The organism is Paenalcaligenes sp. DL 309, from assembly GCF_057475285.1.
Map to the genome: position 1 here is coordinate 19,548 of NZ_JBYBKW010000011.1, position 18,992 is coordinate 38,539.

Genomic DNA, 18,992 nt, shown 5'->3' on the forward strand with positions numbered 1-18,992 from the left:
GCAATCTTTCAAGTAGAATAATAAAAGCTTAAGCTTTAGGCTTATTTAAGCTCGATTCCGCTCTTTTACGTTAAATGTCATCGTGGGGCGGCTGTCGTGCATTGCTTTTCCCCTAATTTTTGTACGTAAAGGATTCGTCGAGGTTATGCCTACAATTAGCCAACTCGTGCGCAAGCCGCGTAGTTTAACTCGCCCGGGTAGCAATAGCCCCGCGCTAGAGAACTGCCCCCAGCGCCGTGGTGTGTGTACTCGTGTGTACACCACTACTCCCAAAAAACCTAACTCAGCACTACGTAAAGTCGCTAAAGTTCGTCTTACTAACGGTTACGAGGTGATTTCGTACATCGGTGGTGAAGGTCACAACTTACAAGAGCACTCCGTAGTACTTATCCGTGGCGGTCGAGTAAAAGACTTGCCTGGTGTGCGTTATCATATGGTTCGTGGTGCCCTAGATTTACAGGGTGTTAAAGACCGTAAGCAAGCCCGTTCTAAATACGGTGCCAAGCGCCCTAAATAAATTAAACATAAATCTAGTTTCCGAGTCCGTGCAACTGCTGTCTTAAAATTAGACAGAGTATGTAAGGGGCCATTTCTCTATAAATGGCCAAGGCCGTGAAACGGTTCAACTGAATAGTCACAAGGAAAGTATATAATGCCTCGCCGTCGCGAAGTCCCTAAACGAGATATTCTCCCTGATCCAAAGTATGGCAGTGTTGATCTAGCCAAGTTCATGAACATTGTCATGCGATCAGGTAAAAAAGCCGTAGCAGAACGTATTGTCTACGGTGCATTCGATCACATTCAAGAGAAAGCCGGCAAAGATCCGATCGAAGTGTTTAACACGGCCATCAACAACATCAAGCCTGTGGTAGAAGTCAAAGGCCGCCGTGTTGGTGGTGCAAACTACCAGGTACCTGTAGAGGTACGTCCCGTGCGTCGTATGGCACTCGCTATGCGTTGGTTGCGTGAAGCCGCCAGCAAGCGCAGCGAAAAGTCGATGAACTTACGCTTAGCTGGTGAGCTACTAGACGCAGCAGAAGGCCGTGGTGGTGCAATGAGAAAGCGTGAAGACACACACAGAATGGCTGAAGCTAACAAAGCGTTTAGTCATTTCCGTTGGTAATCAAAGGACTATAGATCATGGCCCGCAAAACCCCTATTAAACGCTACCGTAATATTGGTATTTCTGCACACATTGATGCAGGTAAAACCACTACCACTGAACGCATTTTGTTCTATACCGGTGTAAGTCATAAGCTAGGCGAAACCCACGAAGGTTCCGCCACTATGGACTGGATGGAGCAAGAGCAAGAGCGCGGTATTACTATTACTTCAGCTGCTACTACTGCTTTCTGGAGTGGTATGGCTGGTGATTACCCTGAGCACCGTATCAACATTATTGATACTCCCGGACACGTTGACTTTACTATTGAAGTAGAGCGTTCTATGCGTGTTCTTGATGGCGCGGTCATGGTGTACTGTGCTGTGGGTGGTGTACAGCCTCAGTCTGAAACCGTATGGCGTCAAGCAAATAAATACGAAGTACCTCGTATGCTGTTCATTAATAAAATGGACCGCACTGGCGCAAACTTTTTGAAAGTTTACGAGCAGCTAAAAACACGTCTTAACGCGAATCCAGTACCTATTGTTTTACCAATTGGTGCCGAGGATGAGTTCCAGGGTGTTATTGATTTAACCAAGATGAAAGCTATCATCTGGGAAAATGAAAACTACGGTATTAAATTTGACTACGTAGATATCCCTGCCGAATTGCAAGATGAAGCTGAAGAGTGGCACGAAAAATTGCTCGAATCCGCTGCTGAAGCGAATGAAGAGCTAATGAATAAATACCTTGAGGAAGGCACGTTAACTGAAGCCGAAATCAATCAAGGTATCCGTCTACGCACATTGGCCGGTGAAATTCAGCCCATGATGTGTGGTACGGCATTCAAGAACAAAGGCGTTCAGCGTATGCTAGATGCCATTATTGATTACATGCCTTCCCCAGTAGATATTCCTGCTGTAGAAGGTGAAGATAAAAATGGTGAGCTCACCACACGTGAAGCCAGTGACGAAGCACCTATGTCTGCATTGGCATTTAAATTGATGACGGATACCTTCGTTGGTCAGCTAACCTTTGTGCGCGTGTACTCAGGTGTGCTGCGTTCAGGTGATACCGTTTATAACCCAATTAAAGGTAAGCGTGAGCGTGTAGGTCGTATTCTACAAATGCATGCAAATAACCGTGCTGAGCTTAAAGAGCTAGTAGCTGGTGATATTGCTGCTGTAGTGGGACTTAAAGACGTTACTACGGGTGAGACCCTATGTGATATGAATGAGCAGATCATTCTAGAGCGCATGGTGTTCCCAGAGCCGGTGATTTCTCAAGCGGTAGAGCCTAAAACAAAGGCTGACCAAGAGAAAATGGGTATTGCATTATCGCGTTTGGCACAAGAGGATCCCTCTTTCCGCGTGAGCACTGATGAAGAATCTGGTCAAACCATTATTTCCGGTATGGGTGAACTTCACCTAGAAGTATTAGTAGACCGCATGCTACGTGAGTTTGGTGTAGATGCAAACATCGGTAAACCGCAAGTGGCTTACCGTGAAACCATTCGTTCTGTATGTGCAGAAGCGGAAGGTAAATTCGTACGTCAGTCCGGTGGTCGTGGTCAATACGGTCACGTGGTTCTCAAGCTTGAGCCTGCAGAGCCCGGTACCGGTTACGAATTCGTAGATGAAATTAAAGGTGGTGTAGTTCCTCGTGAATACATCTCCGTGATCGACAAAGGGATTGAAGAGACATTACACTCAGGTGTATTGGCTGGCTATCCAGTTGTTGATGTTAAGGTTACGCTGTTCTTTGGTTCCTACCACGATGTAGACTCCAACGAAAACGCGTTCCGCATGGCTGCCTCAATGGGTTTCAAAGAGGGTATGCGTAAAGCATCCCCCGTCCTGCTTGAGCCAACCATGGCCGTGGAAGTCGAAACACCTGAAGAATACGCTGGTACTGTGATGGGGGATTTATCTTCTCGTCGTGGTATGGTGCAGGGTATGGATGACATCCCCGGTGGTGGAAAACTCATTAAAGCCGAGGTGCCTTTGGCTGAGATGTTCGGTTACTCCACAAGCCTACGTTCGCAAACCCAAGGTCGTGCTACGTACAGCATGGAGTTTAAGCAATATGCTGAAACACCTAAGCATGTAGCCGAAGAAGTGATTAGCGCACGTAGCAAGTAAATCACAAACTAACTGCCTATCAGGTGATAGGCAGCTTTAAATTTTTTGTTTTTTAAAACATAGATGGGATAAATCATGGCAAAAGGTAAGTTTGAACGGACCAAACCGCACGTCAACGTTGGCACCATTGGTCACGTTGACCACGGTAAAACCACATTAACCGCTGCAATTTGTACAGTACTCGCTAAAGAGTACGGTGGCGATGCACGCGATTACGCACAAATTGATGCGGCTCCTGAAGAAAAAGCACGCGGTATCACTATTTCTACTTCACACGTAGAATACGAAACCCCTGAGCGTCACTACGCGCACGTTGACTGTCCTGGTCACGCTGACTATGTGAAAAACATGATCACGGGTGCGGCGCAGATGGACGGGGCTATTCTCGTTGTTTCCGCTGCTGATGGCCCCATGCCTCAGACACGTGAGCACATCTTGTTAAGCCGTCAGGTTGGCGTGCCGTACATCGTTGTGTTCCTAAACAAAGCCGATATGGTGGATGACGAAGAGCTGCTCGAGTTGGTTGAAATGGAAGTGCGTGAGTTGCTAGACAACTACGATTTCCCTGGCGACGACACCCCCATCATTAAGGGTTCCGCTAAGCTAGCTCTCGAAGGCGACACCGGTCCTTTAGGTCACGCTGCTGTTCTCGAGTTGGCTGCTGCTCTTGACTCTTACATTCCTACACCCGAGCGTGCGGTAGACGGTGCATTCTTGATGCCAGTGGAAGACGTGTTCTCCATTTCCGGTCGTGGTACGGTAGTAACAGGCCGTATCGAGCGCGGTATCATTAAAGTGGGTGAAGAGATCGAAATCGTAGGTATTCGTGACACCGTGAAGTCCACATGTACCGGTGTTGAGATGTTCCGTAAGTTGCTAGACCAAGGTGAAGCGGGCGATAACGTGGGTGTACTACTACGTGGTACCAAGCGTGAAGACGTGGAGCGTGGTCAGGTATTAGCGGCCACCGGTTCCATTAAGCCGCACACGGACTTCGCTGCTGAAGTCTACATCTTGTCCAAAGAAGAGGGTGGTCGTCACACGCCTTTCTTTAAAGGGTACCGTCCTCAGTTCTACTTCCGTACTACTGACGTAACCGGTACCATTGAGTTACCTGAAGACAAAGAAATGGTTCTACCTGGTGATAACGTCGCCATGAACGTTTCCTTGATCGCTCCTATCGCCATGGAAGAAGGTTTACGCTTCGCCATTCGCGAGGGGGGTCGTACCGTGGGTGCGGGTGTGGTAGCTAAAATCATTAAATAATAAATAGCATTAATTATTAATAGCTGTTTATTGTTAGTGATATAACGACAGGGGGAATTCCCCCTGTCCTTTTCGTTCTTTAGGATTCCACATGAAAAACCAGAAAATTCGCATCCGCTTAAAAGCGTTTGATTACAAACTCATCGATCAGTCCGCAGCCGAGATCGTGGATACGGCTAAGCGCACCGGTGCTGTAGTTCGTGGTCCAGTACCTCTGCCTACACGCATTCGTAGCTATGACATCTTAAGCTCCCCTCACGTTAACAAAACAGCACGTGATCAGTTTGAGATTCGTACACATCAGCGTCTTATGGACATCGTAGACCCAACAGATAAAACGGTTGATGCGTTGATGCGCTTAGATCTGCCTGCTGGTGTAGATGTAGAAATTGCTCTGCAGTAATAAGATTTGTTAGTAAAAGCCGACGTTTTTTAACCTCGGCTTTTTTTATCTTGCTGTAAATTAGGCTTATATGCTATATTAATTAGCTTAGCCTAGTGCAAGCTTGCGCGCTTTAAGCACTTGGGTTTATGAAAAAAGAAGGTTTTTGTATGCAGAAATAGTTCTGCAAACGTAAACAGTTAGCCCCAACCAATCGTAGTTGGGAATGGAGAATAAGATGTCGAACTCGACACCTGTGCCTGCCGCATGGCGGTTGGGCCTTGTTGGGCGCAAAGTCGGCATGACCCGTATTTTTACAGACGAAGGTGATTCCATCCCTGTAACTGTACTGGACGTGTCCAACAACCGCGTCACCCAAATCAAGACGCCCGAAGTCGATGGCTATGCTGCTGTGCAGCTAGCTTATGGCTCTCGTCGCGCCTCCCGTGTTAATAAGCCTGCTGTTGGTCATTACGCCAAAGCTGGAGTAGAAGCCGGTAGTATCCTTAAAGAATTCCGTCTAGATCCCGCTAAAGTTGCTGATCACAATCCTGGTGATGTGATTGCTATTGAAAGCGTGTTCGAAGCTGGCCAAAAAGTAGACGTTACAGGTACCACTATTGGTAAAGGTTTTGCCGGTACTATTAAGCGTCACAACTTTGCTGGTCAACGTGCTTCTCACGGTAACTCGATCTCTCACCGTGCGCCCGGTTCTATCGGTCACGCGCAAGATCCAGGTCGTGTTTTTCCGGGTAAAAAGATGGCCGGTCACATGGGTGATGTTACCCGTACCGTTCAGAATCTAGATATTGTGCGTGTAGATGCAGAGCGTGGTCTTTTATTGGTTCGAGGCGCTGTCCCCGGCCATAAAAATGGCGACGTTGTAGTGCGTCCCGCCATTAAAGGAGCCTAATCATGGAACTCAAGCTCCTGAATGATCAGGGTCAAGCTTCTACTATCGCGGCTTCCGATGTTGTTTTCGGTCGTGAGTTTAATGAAGCCTTAGTCCATCAGATTGTTGTTGCCTACCAAGCAAATGCTCGTAGCGCAAACAGCAAACAAAAAACGCGTGCTGAAGTTAACTACAGTACACGTAAGCCTTGGCGTCAAAAAGGTACGGGTCGCGCCCGTGCTGGTGCGGCTTCCTCCCCCTTATGGCGTGGCGGTGGTCGTATATTCCCAAACTCGCCAGACCAAAACTATAGCCACAAAGTTAACAAGAAAATGTACCGCGTAGGTTTGCAGTCCATTTACTCTCAGTTAGCGCGTGAAGGCCGTATTACTGTGGTCGAGTCTTTCACTTTAGATGCACCTAAAACAAAATTAGCTGCCACTAAACTCAAAGAATTAGATTTAGCATCTGTGTTAATCATCACTGATACCATCGATGAAAACGTCTACCTCGCTACGCGTAACTTACCTCACGTTGCTGTGGTCGAACCGCGTGATGCCGATCCTTTATCTTTGATCCACTATAAAAATGTGTTGATCACTAAAGCGGCTATCGCTCAAATCGAGGAGATGTTGGGATGAACGCAGAACGCTTATACCAAATCATCCTAGCTCCAATCGTGACTGAAAAAGCCACGATGGTAGCAGAAGAAAATCAGCAAATCGCTTTCCGCGTAGCACCTACTGCCACCAAAGCCGAAATTAAAGCAGCTGTTGAAATGCTCTTTGATGTGGAAGTCGAGTCAGTACAGGTACTAAACCAAAACGGTAAAGCCAAGCGATTTGGTCGTTTCGAAGGTCGCCGCCGTAACGAACGTAAAGCCTACGTTCGCGTTAAAGACGGTCAGGAACTCGACTTTACGGAGATGAACTAATATGGCACTCGTAAAAGTTAAGCCCACGTCGCCTGGTCGTCGCGGCATGGTTAAAGTAGTGCACTCTGAGCTCCATAAAGGTGCTCCTTATGCTCCACTACTAGAAAAGAAAAAGCGTAGCTCTGGCCGTAATAACAACGGTCATATCACCGTACGTCATCGTGGCGGTGGTCATAAACAGCACTACCGCATCGTTGATTTCCGTCGTAATAAAGATGGTATACCAGCGAAAGTCGAGCGTTTAGAGTACGACCCAAACCGCACTGCACACTTAGCATTACTTTGCTATGCAGACGGTGAGCGTCGTTACATTATTGCTCCTCGTGGTCTACAAGTGGGTGCTACGCTCTTATCCGGTCAAGATGCGCCTATACGCGCTGGTAACACTTTACCTATTCGTAACATTCCAATCGGTGCCACCATACACTGTATTGAAATGATGCCTGGTAAAGGTGCACAACTAGCTCGTTCAGCGGGTACATCTGCCGTATTGCTAGCACGCGATGGTTCTTACGCTCAGGTTCGTTTACGTTCCGGCGAAGTGCGTCGTATTCACATTGACTGCAGAGCCACTATTGGCGCTGTCAGTAACGAAGATCACAGCTTGCGTCAAATCGGTAAAGCCGGTGCAACACGCTGGCGTGGCATACGTCCTACCGTTCGTGGTGTAGCCATGAACCCGATCGATCACCCACACGGTGGTGGTGAAGGGAAAACCGGTGAAGGTCGTGAGCCCGTTAGTCCATGGGGTACACCTGCTAAAGGTTACCGTACACGTAGTAACAAGCGCACAGACAATATGATTGTCTCGCGTCGCAAGCGTAAGTAAGGGGCGAACATATGTCACGTTCGATTAAAAAAGGCCCATTTGTAGACGAGTATCTAATCAATAAGATTGATGCTGCAGTCGAGGGCAAAGATAAACGTCCGATCAAAACTTGGTCGCGTCGTTCTACCATCCTGCCTGAGTTTATAGGCCTGACGATTGCCGTGCACAATGGCCGTCAACATATTCCTGTTTATATTAACGAAAATATGGTTGGCCATAAGCTCGGTGAATTCGCATTGACCCGTACGTTTAAAGGGCACATTGCGGACAAGAAGTCACGGAGATAAGCGATGGAAACCACAGCAACTATTCGTGGAGTACGTATTTCTGCTCAAAAAGCACGCTTGGTCGCCGATATGATTCGCGGCCAGTCTGTAGAGCAAGCGCTAAACACGCTCACGTTCACTCCCAAAAAAGCCGCCGGTATTATCAAAAAAGCGCTTGAATCCGCTATTGCTAATGCTGAACATAACGATGGTGCCGATATCGATGAATTGCGCGTAACTACAATCTTTGTAGACAAAGGGCAATCTTTGAAACGTTTTTCCGCACGGGCCAAAGGCCGCGGTAACCGCATCGAAAAGCAAACCTGCCACATTGTGGTTAAGGTCGGCGCTTAAGGAGTCACAATGGGACAAAAAGTTAACCCAATTGGGTTCCGCCTCGCGGTAAACCGTAACTGGAGCTCTCGCTGGTATGCTAATCATAATGATTTTAGCGCTATACTAGCCGATGATATCCGCGTGCGCGAATACCTGAAAAAGAAGCTGAAAAATGCCTCTGTAAGCCGTGTAGTTATTGAGCGTCCATCCAAAAACGCCCGTATTACTATTTACTCCGCCCGTCCAGGCGTTGTGATCGGTAAGCGTGGAGAAGACATTGAAAAATTAAAAGTCGATCTCCAGCGTTTAATGGGTGTACCTGTACACGTTAACATTGAAGAAATTCGCAGACCTGAAACAGATGCTCAGCTAGTAGCTGACTCTATTGCTCAGCAGCTAGAAAAGCGTATTATGTTCCGCCGCGCCATGAAGCGCGCCATGCAGAACGCCATGCGTCTAGGTGCTCAAGGCATTAGAATTGCTAGTGCTGGTCGTTTGAATGGTATTGAAATTGCTCGTACCGAATGGTATCGCGAAGGCCGTGTGCCTCTACACACCTTGCGTGCGCATATTGATTATGCTACCGCAGAAGCGCATACCACTTACGGTATTATCGGTATTAAAGTCTGGGTCTATAAAGGTGATCTACAGCCTAATGGCGATCTACCTCAAGAAACAGCTGCACCCGATGAGCGTCGTCAGCGTCGTCCTCGTGGCGAACGCCCAGAAGGTCGTCGTCCAGGCGGTCGTGGACGTGGTCCTCGTCGTGGCGCTGCGCCGGCACCAGAAGGAGAATAATTATGTTACAACCTTCTCGTAGAAAATATCGTAAAGAGCATAAAGGTCGCAATACTGGTTTAGCCACTCGTGGTACCCAGGTATCTTTTGGTGAGTTTGGTTTGAAGGCCACAGGTCGTGGTCGCATCACCGCTCGTCAAATTGAAGCGGCACGTCGTGCTATTAACCGTCACATTAAACGTGGTGGCCGCATCTGGATTCGTGTTTTCCCTGACAAACCTATTTCACAGAAACCTGCTGAAGTACGTATGGGTAGTGGTAAAGGTAATCCGGAGTACTGGGTCGCTGAAATTCAACCCGGCAAAATGCTGTACGAAATGGAAGGCGTGAGCGAAGAACTCGCGCGTGAAGCATTCCGTCTAGCCGCTGCCAAGCTCCCATTTTCTACCACGTTTGTGGTAAGAAACCTTGGTGCTTAAGGAGATCTCATGAAAACCAGCGAACTCCGTTCTAAAGAAACCGCCGAGCTCCAAACTGAGCTTGAAAGTCTGTTGAAGGCGCAATTTAATTTGCGTATGCAAAAAGCCACTCAACAGCTTTCCAACACTAGCCAGCTACCTAAAGTGCGTCGTGACATTGCTCGCGTGCGTACCATAATGGCTGAGAAAGCAGGAAAGTAATATGAGCGAAACTCAAACTACACCCGTTGCAGAAAAGCGCCAGCGCTTATTACAAGGTATTGTGGTCAGCAATAAAATGGATAAAACCGTGGTTGTTCGTGTAGAACGCCGCGTTAAGCATCCTTTATATGGCAAGATCATCGTACGTTCACGTAAGTATCAAGCACACGATGAAACTAACCAATACAATGAAGGCGATTTAGTTGAAATCGCTGAGTGCCGTCCTTTGAGCCGTCACAAGTCTTGGACGGTTGAGCGTTTGCTTACACCTGCACGCGTTATTTAATTCGTATTAATTAAATAAATGCGATTTAGGTCTACGGGACCTAAAACAAAACCCCAGCATATATATTTATATGGCTGGGGTTTTTGTTTTGGTATCACCGTTGCGTAATAAATTTGGTGACCAAATACCCATCAAAGGTTTCAGTGCCACCCTCACTACCAATGCCGCTGTTTTTGATACCACCGAAAGGGGTTTCTGGCAGGGCCATGCCGAAATGGTTGATGCACACCATACCAGCTTGTAGTTCATTGGATACGGTGTGGGCGGTTTGTAAGTTATTAGTAAAGGCGTAAGAAGCTAAACCGAAGGGCAAAGAATTAGCCCGTCGCAATACATCTGTGGTGTCATTGAAACGTGTTAAGGGTGCAATGGGGCCAAAGGGCTCTTCGGTCATTACTAAGGAATCATCCGTCACATCGGTAATCACAGTAGGGCCATAGAAATAGCCTTCTTTATCCAAACGCTTACCGCCGAGGGCGATTTGCCCTTTATGCTGCAGCGCATTTTGCACAAACTCATCCATAGTGGCCAAGCGGCGCTCATGGGCCAAAGGGCCCATATCGGTGTCTGGATCTAGGCCATCACCTACCGTAAAACTCGATAATATATTAATGAATTCATCACGGAAATCATTGTAAATAGCATCGTGTATATAAAAACGCGTGGGGGAAATACACACTTGGCCGGCGTTACGCACTTTAAAATGGGCCAACTGCTTGGCCACACGTTTGATATCCACATCAGGGAAAACTAAAACGGGCGCATGACCTCCTAGCTCCATAGTGATGGGTTTCATGTGTGCGCCGGCTAAAGCCGCCAGCTGCTTGCCTACCGGCACCGAGCCGGTAAAAGACACTTTACGCACTATGGGTGAGCGTATTAAATAATCAGAAATCTCGGCTGGCTTACCCCACACCACATTGAGTACACCCTTAGGTAAACCCGCTTCATGAAATAATCGGGCAATGGCCATCACCGCGCTAGGAGCATCTTCAGGGCCTTTGATAATAATGGTACAACCTGCCCCCACTGCAGCACATATTTTACGTATGGCTTGGTTATAAGGGAAATTCCAAGGGGTAAAAGCCGCACACACACCAATGGGCTCGCGCACCACCATTTGGCGTACTTCCGGCCGACGGGGTGGAATCACACGACCATAAATACGACGGCATTCTTCCGCATGCCAATCGGCATTATCCGCACAACTCATTACTTCCGCTACGGCTTCTTCCAAGGGCTTGCCTTGATCTAGGGTGATGTTTCTCCCTATATTTTCAGCCTGCTCACGGCTCAGTTGCCCCACTTTACGCAGAATTTCACTGCGTTCCATAGGAGAGCTGTGACGCCACGTTTCGAACGCTTTTTGTGCACTATTAAGCGCTAAATCTAAATCAGCCTGGGTGGCGTGCGGTAGTTTGCCTAGAACGTCTAAGGTGGAAGGGTTAATCACATCCTCAGTGTGATGCGATGCTGAGTGAATGAACTCACCATTAATATATAAGGCTAAGGTTTCATAATGATGTTTAGACATGACGGACTATTCCTCTTTTTTGTTAATTTCCCACAATTACTACTAAGTTAACATTGTTTTATTTTTACTTGGCCTATATGGTTATAATAAATGTCATCAAATATAATATATATATACAAGACGTAAGGTTATGCTTTAAGAACGACAGGCCAGAAACCTGTGGCTCCGCCTTGCCATTCAATGAGTTCTTTACCCACTATGTTGTTAACTATAGCCGGGTTTCAATTCAAGTTTAATTAATCATTATTGCCGTTTCTTTAATTGTAAAGAAAACGGCTTTTTTCGTGAAAGTGTGTTGGGTGAAAATCAACATAGAGGAAGCAATGAATATTAATAAAATCAAGATGAGCGTTTGGGTGTGTGCTTTAGCTTATAGTTCTTTGGGCTTAGCCTTTGAAGCCACCTCTTTAGAGCAAAGCGTAGAAAAAGCAGTACTTTCCAACCCAGAGATTGGGGCGCAGTTTCAAGATTTCCAATCCAGTTTAGAAGGTAAAAATGTGGCTAGAGGTGCGTTGCTACCTGAGATAAATGCCACTGGTAGAGTAGGCCGTGAGTGGGAAGGCAGCGCAGGTGATCGTTCTTCGTCTGATTGGACTAGACGAGGCTACACCGTAGAGTTACGCCAATTATTATTTGATGGTTTCAGTAGCCTAAATCAAGTTAAACAACTGGGCTTTGAAAAACTCTCAGGTTATTACGAGCTCTTGGCAACCGTAGATAACGTGGCCTTAGAAGCCGCTTTGGCGCATATAGATGTACTTCGTTACAAAGAGATGCAAGAGCTGGCTGAAGAAAACTATCAAATGCACGTGAGTACATTGCGCCAAATTGAAGAGCGTCAACGCTCAGGCATTGGCCGTGGGGTAGATTTAGAGCAAGCTTATGGTCGTGAAGCTTTAGCACAAAGTAATCTCATGACAGAGTCTGGTAATTTGAATGATGTATTACAGCGTTATCAGCGTATTGTGGGCATACCTGCCACGACTTTGTTGCCTGCACCCAGTGTGGCAGCAGATCTACCGCAAGACAGCCTAAACTTCAATGATTCACTCAGACAAAACCCCAGCCTGCTCTCTAAGCAAGCCCTAACACAAGCGGCAAAGTCAGGCAGAGATGTAGCTCGTGGCCGTTTATCACCCACAGTGGAATTCAAGGCGGCAACCGGGCGTGATAAAAATCCTAACCCCAATAATCCAGACTACCGTGATGCCCAAGCTTCTAGAGTAGAACTAGTGGCTTCTTTTAACTTATATCGTGGTGGTGCAGACTCAGCACGTATTCGTCAAACCGCTGCCCAAGAGTACGCCGCCCGTGATGTACGCGATTACACCTGCCGTAATATGCAGCAAGAGTTAAATATTGCTTGGAATAACATTGAACGTATTCGTGCCCAAATTCCTTTCTTAGAAAAGCACGAGCTCGCCACTTCTCGTGTGCGTGTGGCCTATATGCAGCAATTCCAAATTGGTGAGCGTTCATTATTAGACGTTTTGGATACAGAAAATGAGCTATTTGATGCGCGCAGAGCTTTAGCTAATGCACGTTACGATTTGCAACAAGCTGAGTTGCGTTGGTTAACCTTCTCTCATAGAGTATTACCAGCCCTTGGTTTAGCAGCTCCTTATAGCAATGAGGTGCCGGATGAAATTAAAGCTCTGGATTTATCAGATGAAACCATTGAAATGTGCTCTAAGCCAGTGCCTAATACATCAAACTTAAAGCCTGTAGAGGTCAGTTATGGTGAAAACCTAACACCTCCTGTTGTCTCTTATAAATAACCCGTAAAACGAGGTGGAAGATGGATGAGAAAAAGCCTGAAAAGTTGAATATAAAAAAACAGCTTTCGTCTTCAGATAGCGATTTAATTCGCGTTTTAGAAGATTTGATTGATGTTCTAATAAATAATGGCACCATTCGCATGACCGATCTTCCACCCAAAGCGTTAGAGAAGTTATCAGCAAGAAAGCAGGTACGAAAGAAGCTACATAATTCATTAAATTTAATTAATGATGATGAGGATTCAATAATTTAATATGGTCACAGCAGCTACCTCTTTTAATGATAATGTGCCGCATCATGCCACCCATGATGATTCATTATTAGCGTGTTTAGTAGAAGTGACACGCTTACAAGGCAACCCCAGTTCAGCGCAGCATCTGATTGCTGGTTTACCCCTTAAAAATCATCGTTTAAGTGCCGATTTATTAAGCCGTGCAGCAGCGCGTGGGCATTGCACTTCCAAGCTAGTACGGCGTTCGTTAAAAAACCTGCCCACTGAAATCCTCCCGGCTATTCTTTTTTTACAAGAAGATAGGCACTGTGTACTCATAGATATAGAAGTCATAGAGGGTGTGACCATGGCCACCGTGCACTACCCGGAGTCACCCGTGCCAGTAAAGGTAGAGTTTGCCAAACTGGAAGCAATTTATGCCGGTGTGATGGCCTTTGTGCAGCCGCATTATCAGGTTGAACATCGCTCCAAAGAAGGGCAAACCCAAGGTCGTAGTAAAAACTGGTTTTGGGCGGTGGTATTTGATAATTGGCGCTTATACCGCGATGCCTTAGCGGCGGCGTTTTTAATTAATGTGCTCGCTTTGGTGATGCCTTTATTCACCATGAACGTTTATGACCGCGTGGTACCTAATAAAGCCATTGATACCCTTTGGGTGTTAGTCATTGGTGTGGTGATGGCCCTGTTATTTAATTGGATACTCACCACCACTAGAGCCAGAGTGGTAGATAAGGCCAGTAGTAAAATCGATATACGTCTTTCATCGCAAATTATGGAGCAGGTGCTGGGCTTAAAGATGGAAGGTCGTCCGGCATCGGTGGGCGCTTTTGCGGCCAATCTGCGCTCTTTTGAATCGGTACGCGACTTTATCGCGTCGGCCAGTCTCACCACCTTGGTAGATTTACCCTTTATGTTTTTGTTTGTGGCGGTGCTGGGTTGGATTTCACCGTATATGATGATTCCGCCTTTAGTCGCCATGGTGATTATTGTGGTGGTGTCTTTGTTTGCGCAGCGGCGTTTAGAAAATCTGAGTAAGGAAACCTTCCAAGCCAGCTCACAGCGTAATGCGGTATTAGTAGAATCTTTAGCTGGCTTAGAAACCATTAAGGTGTTGAACTCCCAAGGCATGGCGCAGCGCCAGTGGGAGCAAGCCACAGAACAAATCGCACTGTTAAACGCTAAGATTAAATCCACCACCTCAGCCACCGTGAGTTTTGTGCAAACGGTGCAGCAAATCGTTACGGTGAGTGTGGTGATTATTGGGGCCTTTTTGGTGCAAGAGGCCATGTTGTCTATGGGGGGCATCATTGCCTCTTCTATGATTGCGGGCCGCAGTTTAGCGCCGCTAGGCCCCTTAGCCGGGCTGATGATGCAGTTTCATAATGCGCGAAATTCCTTAGCTTCTATAGATAATTACATGAAGTTGCCCGTAGAGCACAACACTGAGCGCCAATACTTACCGCGCCCTGTTTTGCGTGGCAAGGTAGAGTTTAGAAATGTGAGCTTTGCGTATCCCAACACGGATCACAACATATTAAATAATATTAATTTCACCCTCAAAGAAGGGGAAAAGGTGGGGATTATCGGCCGCATTGGCTCCGGTAAAACCACCTTAGCTAAGCTCATACTGGGTTTGTATCAACCCACCAGTGGCACTATTTTGGTGGACGATGTAGACAGCCAGCAAATAGATCCGGCCGATTTACGCCGTTCTATGGGGTATGTATCGCAAGACCCCGTGCTGTTTTATGGCACCTTAAAATACAACCTCACCATGGGCGCGCCTTTTGCTACTGATGAGCAAATGCTGGAAGTGGCAAAAATGACAGGCGTAGATCGCTTTGCTTCTAAGCACCCCGATGGTTACAGCATGTTGATCAGTGAAAGAGGGGAGTCTTTATCTGGCGGGCAGCGCCAAGCCATCGCCGTTGCCCGTTCCTTATTGGGTAATCCTTCCGTGCTGTTACTGGATGAACCCAGCAGTAATATGGATAACCAAAGTGAAGTGCAGTTACGTAAGCACTTGAAGCCTATCTGTGCGCCGCGTACCGTGGTATTAATCACCCACCGCATGGCCCTGCTGGAGTTAGTCGATAGACTGATGGTGGTGGATAACGGCAAAATCGTGGCCGATGGCCCCAAAGAGCAAGTCATTACCGCCTTGCGTGAAGGCCGTATTGAGCAGTGGGGGCGCTAATTACATGGCTAAAAATATTGATCATCTTATTTATAACCAAAAAAACCGCGGCTCAGCCATTTTAATTTGGCTTTCCTTGTTGGTGTTTATTGCTTTAGTGACCTGGGCGTATTTTGCTTGGATAGATGAAGTGGTACGTGGTGAGGGCAAGGTAGTGCCTTCTAGCCAAATACAGGTGGTGCAAAGCTTAGACGGTGGTGTGGTGGAACAGATTCTGGTGCGCCCCGGCGAGTTCGTAGAAGAGGGCGATGTGTTGTTACGCATAGATCCCACACGTTACAGCTCTTCTTTAGGTGAAAGTCAGGCTGAAACCTTGTCTTTAACCGCTAAAGCTGCCCGTTTAGAAGCGATTGCGACGGGTACACCGCTAAATATGCCAGAAGAAGTGACGTTAAAAGCACCAGAGCTGGCGGAAATGGAAAGGCGAGTGTGGGAAGCCAGAAGTAATGAGCTACGCAGTAATTTAGTGGTAGCCCAAGAGCAGATTAATCAGCGCCGCCAAGAGTTGCGTGAAACCCGTGCCAATCGTGATCAGGCCGCGTCCAGCTGTGGGCTGACTTCTCAAGAGCTCAACATGACTCGTCCGTTACTTAAAAGCGGTGCGGTGTCTGAGGTGGATATTCTACGCTTACAGCGCGATGTGGCGCGATATTGTGGTGAGCAAAAAGCCGCTAATGCCCAAATTGATCGTATTCAGTCTTCTATTCAAGAGGCTGAGGAGCGTTTAGAAGAAACAGAAATTAAATTTAGAAATGAAGCGCGTACGGAGTTGTCTGATGTGCGTGCCAAGTTATCTACGCTTAAAGAAAGTGAGCGAGCCTTAGAGGACCGTGTGCGCTTAGCAGAAATACGCTCACCAGTACGTGGCACGGTGAAATCGTTGTTTTCAAATACCGTGGGGGGCGTGGTGCAGCCGGGCAAAGACATTTTAGAGATTGTGCCCACCGATGACACCTTGCTCTTAGAGGTACGTATTAATCCGCGTGATATTGGTTTTTTACACCCTGGCCAAACCGCCAATGTGAAATTCACCGCTTATGATTTTGCGGTATATGGCGGTTTAGAAGGGGTGCTGGAGCAGCTGAGTGCTGACACCATTACCGATGAGAAAGGCAATTCCTTTTATGTGGCGAAGGTGCGTACTGAGGATGCGTTTGTAGGCGATGATAACCGTCCTGTTTTACCTGGCATGGTTGCTGATGTTCATATCTTAACAGGCAAGCGCACGGTGTTGCAGTACTTATTAAAACCTATACTGCGAGCGCGTGAAAACGCTTTTACTGAGCGTTAATTAGGAATAGTTATGCAAAACATATTCGTTTTATTATTAAGTGCCGATGCGGTATTGCGTGAGCAGTGGCTAGGTATAGATAATGCAGCCTATAAATTAGAGCAAGCGCAAACCTTGTCGCAAGCACAGCAATGGCTAGCCGCTCATAGTGGTGGTTTGGTGATGGTAGATGCGGCCTTGGTGGATTTGGCCGATGCGCAGTGGCAACAGCTCTTTGCCAACCCTGCGACTACGGTATTAGTGGGTAGTTTGAATCCCTCAGACCCTGAAGGCCAAAAAATGATTGTGGCGGGGGCGAAGGCGTATTTTCATGCCTATAGTCCTGCTACGGTGATTGATACCATGCTGCAGCAAGTGCATGGCGGTAATATCTGGGTAGGGCAAAGTTTGTTAAGCCGTCTGTTAAGCCAAGTGTCTGCGAAACTGTCTGAGGCTGCGCCTACTCCTGCTACCGCTTGGCAGCAGGGCTTAACGCCTAGAGAAATTGAAGTAGCGCAGCGTGCCGCCTTAGGGCATTCCAATGCTTTAATTGCTGAGGACTTAACCATTTCCGAGCGCACCGTACGTGCCCACTTAAGTGCCGTTTTTGAGAAGCTCGGTGTGGCAGATCGGTTAATGTTGGCATTAAAAGTGCATGGCGTCGGTTAATTTTTCCCGCTTGAGTAACTGATTGTTAATAAATGTGAAGAGAACTATTGGCCGCGCGGCCAATAGTTTTTTTATATGGTTTTATTACAATTCATAACATCAAAGAAATATTTACAAAATACATCAGGAATAAAAAATGGCTACAGTCTTAGTTAATGAAGTGGTTGGTACGGCTTGGGTAGTAAATGCAGATGGCAGCAGAACCCAGATCCAGCAAGGCATGCGCGTCCCCGAAAATGCAGAAATTATTACTGAAAATGGCGCTAGCGTTGTGCTCGCTGCTGACGGTATGCCTGCTTTAACCATTGGTGAAAACCGCGAGTTTGTACTTTCTTCTGATGTGTTTGCCACTGATGTAGATGCCTGGGGCGCGAGTGTAGCCAATCCCCAGACTTTAGCTAATCTTGATCCTGAAGTAGCCCAAGTTATAGCAGCTCTCGAAGAGGGTGTTGATCCATTTGAGGTGCTTGATGCGACTGCAGCGGTGGCTGGCGGTAACGCGGGTGGTGGCGATGGTGCGGGTGGTAGTAGCTTTACTCGTCTGATGTCTATAGTAGAGCCCACCAGCCCTCTAGCGCTTGCTTATCCTAGCCCTACCGTTGATACACCAGAGACGCAAATTTTGGGTGGAACGGCAGCAGCCGCAGCAGCAGCAGGTGTTGTTGATGCTGATGATATTGTTGCTCAAGAGCCAGGTCAGCCTGTAGTTCCAGAAGATGAGATTATTCCTGAGCCTGAGGTACCGGTAGAGCCTGAGGTTCCTGTTGATCCTGAGCCGGAAGTGCCGGTGGAGCCTGAGGTTCCTGTTGATCCGGAGCCGGAAGTACCAAGTGATGAAGTTGAGGTTCCTACGCCTCCGGTGGTAGATACTACTCCTCCAGAGGTCACTGTTACGATCAGTGACGATGGTACGGTGAGTTTTGAGTTCAGCGAAGCGGTGCAAGGTTTTGGCTTGGGCGACGTGATAGTGGCTAACGCCAGTTTGAGCAATCTCACTCGGAGCGGCAACACCTATACAGCGGATCTTACCGTGGATGTGGGTTTTGATGGTCAAGTCACGGTTGACGTGCCCGCTGGTTCGTACACCGATACGGCTGGCAACCTAGGATTAGGCGGTTCGGCACAAGGCGCGTTTGATACGCTGGCCCCAACGCTTGAGATCACCACAGACAACACCAGTGTGTTGGCCGTGGGTGAAACCGCGGGTGTGACCTTTAGCTTTAGCGAAGCGGTAGAGGGATTTGTTGGGACTAGTGTGGTGACCGCAGGTGGTTCGTTAAGTGGCTTCACGAAAGTGGATGACACCACGTGGACGGCGACGTTCACCAAAGATGCAACGGATACGGTGCCGAGCATCACGGTGGCTGATAACAGCTACACCGACGTGGCGGGTAACGCCGGGACCGGTGCGAGTCAAGCTTGGACGGCCGATGTGCTGGCCCCAACGCTTACCATCACC

At 47.5% G+C, this 18,992-nt stretch carries 22 protein-coding genes; 21 read left to right on the top strand and 1 reads right to left on the bottom strand.

The window, feature by feature from the left end:
- The first annotated feature begins 145 nt into the window (after window positions 1-145).
- The 15 genes from rpsL (at window position 146) to rpsQ (ending at window position 9,852) form a co-directional block, all read left to right on the top strand.
- Window positions 146-517 carry a 30S ribosomal protein S12 gene (gene rpsL, locus AC2UZJ_RS11350; RefSeq protein ID WP_486950268.1) on the top strand — a complete coding sequence of 124 codons (372 nt, stop codon included), beginning with the start codon at window positions 146-148 and terminating at the stop codon, window positions 515-517.
- A 135-nt stretch (window positions 518-652) separates the two neighbouring features.
- Window positions 653-1,123, top strand: coding sequence for a 30S ribosomal protein S7 (gene rpsG, locus AC2UZJ_RS11355; RefSeq protein WP_486950269.1), 471 nt, complete (start codon window positions 653-655; stop codon window positions 1,121-1,123).
- A gap of 17 nt (window positions 1,124-1,140) precedes the next feature.
- Window positions 1,141-3,243, top strand: coding sequence for an elongation factor G (fusA, locus tag AC2UZJ_RS11360; RefSeq protein ID WP_486950270.1), 2,103 nt, complete (start codon window positions 1,141-1,143; stop codon window positions 3,241-3,243).
- A gap of 75 nt (window positions 3,244-3,318) precedes the next feature.
- Window positions 3,319-4,509 (top strand): elongation factor Tu, encoded by a 1,191-nt coding sequence (gene tuf / locus AC2UZJ_RS11365; RefSeq protein ID WP_486950271.1) that lies wholly within the window; start codon window positions 3,319-3,321, stop codon window positions 4,507-4,509.
- 91 nt (window positions 4,510-4,600) lie between these two features.
- Window positions 4,601-4,912 (top strand): 30S ribosomal protein S10, encoded by a 312-nt coding sequence (gene rpsJ / locus AC2UZJ_RS11370; RefSeq protein ID WP_486950272.1) that lies wholly within the window; start codon window positions 4,601-4,603, stop codon window positions 4,910-4,912.
- A gap of 217 nt (window positions 4,913-5,129) precedes the next feature.
- Window positions 5,130-5,804: a 50S ribosomal protein L3 gene (gene rplC / locus AC2UZJ_RS11375; RefSeq protein ID WP_486950273.1), complete on the top strand. Its 675-nt coding sequence runs from the start codon at window positions 5,130-5,132 to the stop codon at window positions 5,802-5,804.
- A gap of 2 nt (window positions 5,805-5,806) precedes the next feature.
- A complete protein-coding gene (rplD, locus tag AC2UZJ_RS11380) occupies window positions 5,807-6,424 on the top strand; it encodes a 50S ribosomal protein L4 (protein WP_486950274.1) in 618 nt (205 codons plus the stop codon).
- Window positions 6,421-6,717: a 50S ribosomal protein L23 gene (gene rplW / locus AC2UZJ_RS11385; protein ID WP_486950275.1), complete on the top strand. Its 297-nt coding sequence runs from the start codon at window positions 6,421-6,423 to the stop codon at window positions 6,715-6,717. The genes rplD and rplW overlap by 4 nt, the downstream gene beginning before the upstream one ends.
- A gap of 1 nt (window position 6,718) precedes the next feature.
- Window positions 6,719-7,546 (top strand): 50S ribosomal protein L2, encoded by an 828-nt coding sequence (gene rplB, locus AC2UZJ_RS11390; protein WP_486950276.1) that lies wholly within the window; start codon window positions 6,719-6,721, stop codon window positions 7,544-7,546.
- An 11-nt stretch (window positions 7,547-7,557) separates the two neighbouring features.
- Window positions 7,558-7,833 carry a 30S ribosomal protein S19 gene (gene rpsS, locus AC2UZJ_RS11395; RefSeq protein ID WP_486950277.1) on the top strand — a complete coding sequence of 92 codons (276 nt, stop codon included), beginning with the start codon at window positions 7,558-7,560 and terminating at the stop codon, window positions 7,831-7,833.
- A gap of 3 nt (window positions 7,834-7,836) precedes the next feature.
- On the top strand, window positions 7,837-8,166 hold the full coding sequence (gene rplV / locus AC2UZJ_RS11400; RefSeq protein WP_486950278.1) for a 50S ribosomal protein L22: 330 nt from the start codon (window positions 7,837-7,839) through the stop codon (window positions 8,164-8,166).
- Between the two features lie 9 nt (window positions 8,167-8,175).
- Window positions 8,176-8,946: a 30S ribosomal protein S3 gene (gene rpsC / locus AC2UZJ_RS11405; RefSeq protein ID WP_486950279.1), complete on the top strand. Its 771-nt coding sequence runs from the start codon at window positions 8,176-8,178 to the stop codon at window positions 8,944-8,946.
- 2 nt (window positions 8,947-8,948) lie between these two features.
- Window positions 8,949-9,365, top strand: coding sequence for a 50S ribosomal protein L16 (rplP, locus tag AC2UZJ_RS11410; protein WP_486950280.1), 417 nt, complete (start codon window positions 8,949-8,951; stop codon window positions 9,363-9,365).
- Window positions 9,366-9,374: 9 nt separating this feature from the next.
- Window positions 9,375-9,566 carry a 50S ribosomal protein L29 gene (rpmC, locus tag AC2UZJ_RS11415; protein ID WP_486950281.1) on the top strand — a complete coding sequence of 64 codons (192 nt, stop codon included), beginning with the start codon at window positions 9,375-9,377 and terminating at the stop codon, window positions 9,564-9,566.
- 1 nt (window position 9,567) lies between these two features.
- Entirely contained in the window at window positions 9,568-9,852 is a 285-nt protein-coding gene (gene rpsQ / locus AC2UZJ_RS11420) for a 30S ribosomal protein S17 (RefSeq protein WP_486950282.1), read from the top strand.
- Between the two features lie 94 nt (window positions 9,853-9,946).
- Here rpsQ and AC2UZJ_RS11425 read toward each other — a convergent pair whose 3' ends face one another.
- A complete protein-coding gene (locus tag AC2UZJ_RS11425; protein ID WP_486950283.1) occupies window positions 9,947-11,386 on the bottom strand; it encodes an NAD-dependent succinate-semialdehyde dehydrogenase in 1,440 nt (479 codons plus the stop codon).
- Between the two features lie 323 nt (window positions 11,387-11,709).
- Between AC2UZJ_RS11425 and AC2UZJ_RS11430 the strand changes: the two genes are divergently transcribed.
- The 6 genes from AC2UZJ_RS11430 to AC2UZJ_RS11455 form a co-directional block, all read left to right on the top strand.
- A complete protein-coding gene (locus AC2UZJ_RS11430) occupies window positions 11,710-13,164 on the top strand; it encodes a TolC family outer membrane protein (protein ID WP_486950284.1) in 1,455 nt (484 codons plus the stop codon).
- Window positions 13,165-13,184: 20 nt separating this feature from the next.
- Window positions 13,185-13,418, top strand: coding sequence for a hypothetical protein (locus tag AC2UZJ_RS11435; protein ID WP_486950285.1), 234 nt, complete (start codon window positions 13,185-13,187; stop codon window positions 13,416-13,418).
- A gap of 1 nt (window position 13,419) precedes the next feature.
- Window positions 13,420-15,594, top strand: coding sequence for a type I secretion system permease/ATPase (locus tag AC2UZJ_RS11440; protein WP_486950286.1), 2,175 nt, complete (start codon window positions 13,420-13,422; stop codon window positions 15,592-15,594).
- A gap of 4 nt (window positions 15,595-15,598) precedes the next feature.
- Complete coding sequence (locus AC2UZJ_RS11445) at window positions 15,599-16,885, top strand: HlyD family type I secretion periplasmic adaptor subunit (protein ID WP_486950287.1); 1,287 nt, start codon at window positions 15,599-15,601, stop codon at window positions 16,883-16,885.
- Between the two features lie 12 nt (window positions 16,886-16,897).
- Complete coding sequence (locus AC2UZJ_RS11450; RefSeq protein ID WP_486950288.1) at window positions 16,898-17,533, top strand: response regulator transcription factor; 636 nt, start codon at window positions 16,898-16,900, stop codon at window positions 17,531-17,533.
- Between the two features lie 136 nt (window positions 17,534-17,669).
- Window positions 17,670-18,992, top strand: a 1,323-nt coding sequence (locus AC2UZJ_RS11455) for a retention module-containing protein (protein WP_486950289.1), incomplete at its 3' end; no start/stop codon positions are given.

What these genes read in the sequence shown, in the direction of transcription:
- rpsG (WP_486950269.1), top strand. Translation starts at nt 653, where the DNA reads ATGCCTCGCCGTCGCGAAGTCCCTAAACGAGATATTCTCCCTGATCCA.
- rplW (WP_486950275.1), top strand. Translation starts at nt 6,421, where the DNA reads ATGAACGCAGAACGCTTATACCAAATCATCCTAGCTCCAATCGTGACT.
- AC2UZJ_RS11445 (WP_486950287.1), top strand. Translation starts at nt 15,599, where the DNA reads ATGGCTAAAAATATTGATCATCTTATTTATAACCAAAAAAACCGCGGC.
- rplV (WP_486950278.1), top strand. Translation starts at nt 7,837, where the DNA reads ATGGAAACCACAGCAACTATTCGTGGAGTACGTATTTCTGCTCAAAAA.
- fusA (WP_486950270.1), top strand. Translation starts at nt 1,141, where the DNA reads ATGGCCCGCAAAACCCCTATTAAACGCTACCGTAATATTGGTATTTCT.
- rpmC (WP_486950281.1), top strand. Translation starts at nt 9,375, where the DNA reads ATGAAAACCAGCGAACTCCGTTCTAAAGAAACCGCCGAGCTCCAAACT.
- rpsJ (WP_486950272.1), top strand. Translation starts at nt 4,601, where the DNA reads ATGAAAAACCAGAAAATTCGCATCCGCTTAAAAGCGTTTGATTACAAA.
- rpsL (WP_486950268.1), top strand. Translation starts at nt 146, where the DNA reads ATGCCTACAATTAGCCAACTCGTGCGCAAGCCGCGTAGTTTAACTCGC.
- rplB (WP_486950276.1), top strand. Translation starts at nt 6,719, where the DNA reads ATGGCACTCGTAAAAGTTAAGCCCACGTCGCCTGGTCGTCGCGGCATG.
- rplP (WP_486950280.1), top strand. Translation starts at nt 8,949, where the DNA reads ATGTTACAACCTTCTCGTAGAAAATATCGTAAAGAGCATAAAGGTCGC.
- rplC (WP_486950273.1), top strand. Translation starts at nt 5,130, where the DNA reads ATGTCGAACTCGACACCTGTGCCTGCCGCATGGCGGTTGGGCCTTGTT.
- AC2UZJ_RS11425 (WP_486950283.1), bottom strand. Translation starts at nt 11,386, where the DNA reads ATGTCTAAACATCATTATGAAACCTTAGCCTTATATATTAATGGTGAG.
- rpsS (WP_486950277.1), top strand. Translation starts at nt 7,558, where the DNA reads ATGTCACGTTCGATTAAAAAAGGCCCATTTGTAGACGAGTATCTAATC.
- rpsC (WP_486950279.1), top strand. Translation starts at nt 8,176, where the DNA reads ATGGGACAAAAAGTTAACCCAATTGGGTTCCGCCTCGCGGTAAACCGT.
- rpsQ (WP_486950282.1), top strand. Translation starts at nt 9,568, where the DNA reads ATGAGCGAAACTCAAACTACACCCGTTGCAGAAAAGCGCCAGCGCTTA.
- AC2UZJ_RS11435 (WP_486950285.1), top strand. Translation starts at nt 13,185, where the DNA reads ATGGATGAGAAAAAGCCTGAAAAGTTGAATATAAAAAAACAGCTTTCG.
- AC2UZJ_RS11450 (WP_486950288.1), top strand. Translation starts at nt 16,898, where the DNA reads ATGCAAAACATATTCGTTTTATTATTAAGTGCCGATGCGGTATTGCGT.
- rplD (WP_486950274.1), top strand. Translation starts at nt 5,807, where the DNA reads ATGGAACTCAAGCTCCTGAATGATCAGGGTCAAGCTTCTACTATCGCG.
- tuf (WP_486950271.1), top strand. Translation starts at nt 3,319, where the DNA reads ATGGCAAAAGGTAAGTTTGAACGGACCAAACCGCACGTCAACGTTGGC.
- AC2UZJ_RS11430 (WP_486950284.1), top strand. Translation starts at nt 11,710, where the DNA reads ATGAATATTAATAAAATCAAGATGAGCGTTTGGGTGTGTGCTTTAGCT.
- AC2UZJ_RS11440 (WP_486950286.1), top strand. Translation starts at nt 13,420, where the DNA reads ATGGTCACAGCAGCTACCTCTTTTAATGATAATGTGCCGCATCATGCC.